The organism is Massilia rubra (assembly GCF_011682065.1).
GTDB lineage: Bacteria > Pseudomonadota > Gammaproteobacteria > Burkholderiales > Burkholderiaceae_D > Telluria_A > Telluria_A rubra.
This window is the reverse complement of the sequence record NZ_VUYU01000059.1, coordinates 1-5,770: the sequence shown is the minus strand read 5'-3', so window position 1 is coordinate 5,770 and position 5,770 is coordinate 1. Positions and strand designations below refer to the sequence as shown.

The 5,770-nt window shown below is 68.9% G+C and carries 1 protein-coding gene; it reads left to right on the top strand.

Annotated elements, in window-relative coordinates:
• On the top strand, nucleotides 1-5,770 hold a 5,770-nt coding region (locus tag F0185_RS33875), incomplete at both ends, for a non-ribosomal peptide synthetase (RefSeq protein ID WP_167233063.1).

The window sequence follows — 5,770 nt, the reverse complement described above, 5'->3', positions numbered from 1 at the left end:
ACCTGGCGCGCGGGCCGCTGATCCGCGCGCGCCTGCTGCGCCTGGACGAGCAAGAGCACGTGCTGCTGGTGACCCAGCACCACATCGTTTCCGACGGCTGGTCGGTGGGGGTGCTGGTGCGCGAATTGACGGCGCTGTACAGCGCCTTCAGCCAGGCGCTGGAGGATCCGCTCGCGCCGCTGGCGATCCAGTACGCCGATTACGCGCTCTGGCAGCGCGACTATCTGCAGGGCGAAGCACTGGAACGCCAGCGCGGCTTCTGGAGCGCGCACCTGGCCGGCGCGCCGGCGCTGCTGGAACTGCCGACCGACCATCCGCGTCCGGCCCGGCAAAGCCATGCCGGCGCCAGCGTGGCGTTCACGCTGCCGGCCGCGCTCACGGCGCAGTTGCAGGCGCTCGGCCAGCGCCACGGCGCCACCCTGTTCATGGTGCTGCTGGGAGCGTGGTCGGTGTTGATGAGCCGCTTGAGCGGACAGGACGACGTGGTAATCGGCACCCCGGTGGCAAACCGCCAGCGCGCCGAGGTCGAGCCCCTGATCGGCTTCTTCGTCAATACCCTGGCCGTGCGCGTGCGCCTGGACGCCGATCCAAGCGTGGCGCAGTTGCTCGAACAGGTCAAGCACACCATGCTGGACGCGTACGCGCACCAGGACATCCCGTTCGAACAGGTGGTGGAAACCCTGAACCCCACCAGGAATTTGAGCCACAGCCCCTTGTTTCAGGTCATGCTCACACTGAACAACACGCCGCCGGGCGCCGCATCGGCCCTGCCTGGTTTGCGACTGGCCCAGCTCGAACAGCCAGGCACCGTCACCCAGTTTGACCTGTCGCTGTCCCTGGTCGAGGTTGAGGGCGGACTCGAAGGCGGCTTGACCTTCGCCAGCGATTTGTTTGAGCTTTCCAGTATCGAACGCCTGCTCGCCTGTTGGACCAACCTGCTGAGGGCGATGGCGGTGATGGAAAACGCCGAATGCCAGGTTCACCGTTTGCCCCTGCTTGACGGGGCGCAGACGCGCCGCTTGCTGGTCGATTTCAATGACACGATGACATTGCCGCGTCCCGGCAGGTTGCTTCATCAATTGTTCGAGGAACAAGCCGCGCTGCACCCGGATGCGAGCGCGCTGGCGTTCGACGGCACCCACTGCAGTTATGGTGAATTGAACCGCCGCGCCAACCAGATCGCCCATCGCCTGATCGGGATGGGCGTGCGGAGCGACTGTCGCGTGGCCGTTTGCATGGACCGCAGCCTCGACCTCGTTGCCGCACTGCTGGGTATCCTGAAGGCGGGCGGCGCCTACGTTGCGCTCGACCCTGCCTATCCGGCCGAACGGCTGGCCTACCTGCTCGCTGACAGTGGCGCGCTCGCGCTATTGACCACGCGGGCGCACCTGCATCGGCTGCCCGACAGCAGCGCGCCGATCTGCCTCGATAGCGCGGACCTGCTGCTGTGCCTGGCCGGGAGTCTTGGCAACCCCGACCTGCCGTCGGCCGATTCGGACGCGGCTTATGTAATCTATACCTCGGGCTCGACCGGCCAGCCCAAAGGGGTGGTGGTGGAACACCGCAATGTGGTCAACCTGGTGGCGCATCACGTTGGCCTGTGCGAGCTGACCGCGGCCGACCGCGTGCTGCAGTTTGCCTCCTTCGGTTTCGATAATTCAGTCGCCGAAGTGTTTCCCGCGCTTTCGGTGGGGGCTTGCGTGGTCCTGCGCGCGGCGCATCTGATGGTGCCCGACGCCGCCTTCGGCGCCTTCCTTGAGGCAGAGCGTATCAGCGTGACCGACCTGCCCACGTCCTTCTGGCATTTGTGGGCGGACGAGGTGCAACAGCAGCGCTGCCTGCCCGGCGCCGCGCTGCGGGTGGTCCTGGCCGGCGGCGAAAAGGCCGAGCTACGCCGTTTGCGCAGCTGGTTCAATGCGCCCGCTACGGCGTCGGCTCGCTGGATCAACACCTACGGACCGAGCGAGGCGACGGTCAACGCGGCCACTGTCGGCTATCGCCACGACAGCGCACTGCCGGCCTACGAGATTCCGCTCGGCCGTCCCCTGGATAACACGACGATTTACGTGCTGGACCGCCATCTGCAGCCAGTGCCGCTGGGCGTCAGCGGCGAGATCCACATCGGCGGCGCCGGCGTGGCGCGCGGCTACCTGAACCGGCCGGAACTGACGGCCGAGCGCTTCGTGGCCGATCCGTTCAGCTCCGCACCCGATGCGCGCATGTACAAGACGGGTGACCTGGGGCGCTGGCGCGCCGACGGCCAGCTCGAGTACCTGGGGCGCAACGACTTCCAGGTCAAGCTGCGCGGCTTCCGCATCGAGCTCGGCGAAATCGAGGCGCGCCTGGTGGCGTGCGCGGGCGTGCGCGAAGCGGTGGTGCTGGCCCTGGCGCCGGCGCAAGGGGAGGGCGACGCGCGTTTGGTCGCGTACCTGACGGCGACGCCGGAAGGCGATGCGGCCGCGCTCGAGCCGGGCGCGCTGCGCCAGGCCTTGCTGGCGCACCTGCCCGAGTACATGGTGCCAGGCGCGTTCGTGACGCTGGCGGCGCTGCCGCTCACGCCGAACGGCAAGCTGGACCGCAAGGCCTTGCCGGCGCCGGATGGCGCGGCCCTGGCGCTGGCGCGTTACGCGGCGCCGCAAGGCGCCACCGAACAAGCGCTGGCCGCCATCTGGCAAGAACTGCTGGGAGTTGAGCGGGTCGGCCGCGAAGACCATTTCTTCGACCTGGGCGGACACTCGCTGCTGGCGGTGCAACTGGCCTCGCGGGTGCGCCAGCGCATGGGGGCCGAACTGCCGCTGCGGACCCTGTTCGCGCGCCCACTGTTGCGCGAGCTCGCGGGCAGCCTGGCGCAACTGGCGTGCGCGCCGCTGGCGCCGATTGCGGCGGCCAGCCGCGCCGCGCCGCTGCCGCTCTCGTTCGCGCAGCAGCGCCTGTGGTTCCTGGACCAGCTCGACCACGCAGCTGCGGCGGCGTACCACATGCCGGCCGGGCTGCGCCTGTCGGGTGAACTGGACACGGACGCACTGGTGCGCGCGCTCGACCGTATCGTGGCGCGTCACGAAAGCCTGCGCACCTGCTTTGTCGAAGTCGATGGCATGCCGTGGCAGCGCATCGGCGCGGCGGGGCAGGGCATGGCGCTGGCGCGCCACGATCTGTCGCATTTGCGCGGTCATGAGCAGGAACAGGCCCTGGCGGCGCAGGCGCAGGATGAGAGCGCGGCGCCGTTCGACCTAGCGCGCGGGCCGCTGATCCGCGCGCGCCTGCTGCGCCTGGGCGAGCGCGAGCACGTGCTGCTGGTAACCCAGCACCACATCGTTTCCGACGGCTGGTCGGTGGGGGTGCTGGTGCGCGAATTCGCGGCGCTGTACACCGCCTTCAACCAGGCGCTGGACGATCCGCTGGCGCCGCTGGCGATCCAGTACGCCGATTACGCGGCCTGGCAGCGTAGTGACGAGCAGGGCAAACTCCTGGCGCGCCAGAGCGGTTTCTGGAGCGCGCACCTGGCCGGCGCGCCGGCGCTGCTGGAACTGCCGACCGACCATCCGCGCCCGGCCCGGCAAAGCCATGCCGGCGCCAGCGTGGCGTTCACGCTGCCGGCCGCGCTCACCGCGCAGTTGCAGGCGCTCGGCCAGCGCCATGGCGCCACCCTGTTCATGGTGTTGCTGGGGGCGTGGTCGGTGTTGATGAGCCGCTTGAGCGGACAGGACGATGTGGTGACCGGCACCCCGGTGGCGAACCGCCAGCGCGCCGAGGTCGAGCCCTTGATCGGTTTCTTCGTCAATACCCTGGCCGTGCGCGTGCGCCTGGACGCCGATCCAAGCGTGGCGCAGTTGCTCGAACAGGTCAAGCACACCATGCTGGACGCGTACGCGCACCAGGACATCCCGTTCGAACAGGTGGTGGAAGCGGTCAAGCCGGTGCGTAGCACCAGCCATAGCCCTTTGTTCCAGACCCTGCTGACGCTGGATAACACGCCTGACAGCGGTCCGCTGGCGCTCCCCGGGCTCACCTTGAGCGGATTGGCCATGCCGGCCAACTTGACCAAATTCGACCTGACCTTGTCGCTGGTGGAACAAGGGGGGCAATTGGCGGGTGCGCTCGATTTCGCTTGCGAGCTGTTCGAGCGGTCCAGCGTGGAACGTCTGCTGTCATACTGGCAGGTCCTGCTCGCGTCCATGACGGCGCACGTCGAGCGACCGGTGTCGCAGCTGCCGCTGCTCGACGCTGCGCAACAGCAGGCGGTCCTGGCCCGGTCGACCGCGCCGAGCGCGGTTTTCCCGGCTGATCGTTTGCTGCATCAGCTGTTCGAAGATCAAGCCGCCGCGCAACCGGACGCGCTGGCCGTGGTGTGCGCAGGGCATACCCTGAGCTACGCCCAATTGAACCACCAGGCGAACCGCCTGGCCCACTACCTGCGTGATCTGGGCGTCGGACCCGACGCGCTGGTCGCGCTCTACCTCGAGCGCGGGGTGCCGATGGTGGTGGGCATCCTTGCCGTGCTGAAAGCAGGTGGCGCCTACCTGCCGCTCGACCCTGGCGCGCCGCAGGAGCGCAGCGCCTCGATCGTCGCCGACGCCGGCGCCGCCGTGGTCTTGACCGAGCGCGCGTTGGTGGGGCAGGCGCCGCAGGTGGAGGCCGTTTTGTGCCTGGACGACGACCGCCGGTGGCGCGACCTGCCGGTGCAGGCGCCCGTGTGCGGCGCTACGCCGACCAGTCTGGCCTATGTGATCTACACGTCGGGCTCGACGGGCCGCCCGAAAGGCGTCATGGTCGAGCACCGCGCCGTGCTCAATCTGTGGACTGCGCTCGCCGCTGCGGTATTCGACGATGTCCGGCCAAGCCGTGTAGCCTTGAATGCCGGCATATGGTTCGACGCCTCCGTAAAAGGCCTGGTGCAACTGCTGTCGGGCCACAGCCTGCACATCATTCCGCAGGACGTGCGCGCCGACGGCCGCGCCCTGCTGGCATTCCTGGAACGGGAACGGATCGACGCGTTCGACTGCACGCCCGCGCAACTGGACCAGTTGCTCGACGCGGGCCTGTTGGACGCGACCCGGCGGCCGGCGCGCTGCCTGGTTGGCGGCGAGGCGATCAAGCCAGCCAGTTGGCGGCGCCTGCAGGCCGATACCCGCACGGCGTTCTACAATGTGTACGGTCCGACCGAATGCACAGTCGATGCCACGGTTGCCCTGATCAACGGTCCGGCCACGCCGCCGCATCTGGGCACGCCGATCGGCAATACCCAACTGTATCTGCTGGATCGCCATCTGCAACTGGTCCCGCCAGGGGTCAGCGGCGAGATCCACATCGGCGGCGCCGGCGTGGCGCGCGGCTACCTGAACCGGCCGGAACTGACGGCCGAGCGCTTCGTGGCCGATCCGTTCAGTTCCGCGCCCGATGCGCGCATGTACAAGACGGGCGACCTGGGGCGCTGGCGCGCCGACGGCCAGCTCGAGTACCTGGGTCGCAACGACTTCCAGGTCAAGCTGCGCGGCTTCCGCATCGAGCTCGGCGAAATCGAGGCGCGCCTGGTGGCGTGCGCGGGGGTGCGCGAAGCGGTGGTGCTGGCGCTGGCGCAAGGGGAGGGTGAAGCGCGCCTGGTCGCGTACCTGACGGCCACGCCGGAAAGCGACCCGGCCGCGTTCGAGCCGGGCGCGCTGCGCCAGGCCTTGCTGGCGCACCTGCCCGAGTACATGGTGCCAGGCGCGTTCGTGACGCTGGCGGCGCTGCCGCTCACGCCGAACGGCAAGCTGGACCGCAAGGCCTTGCC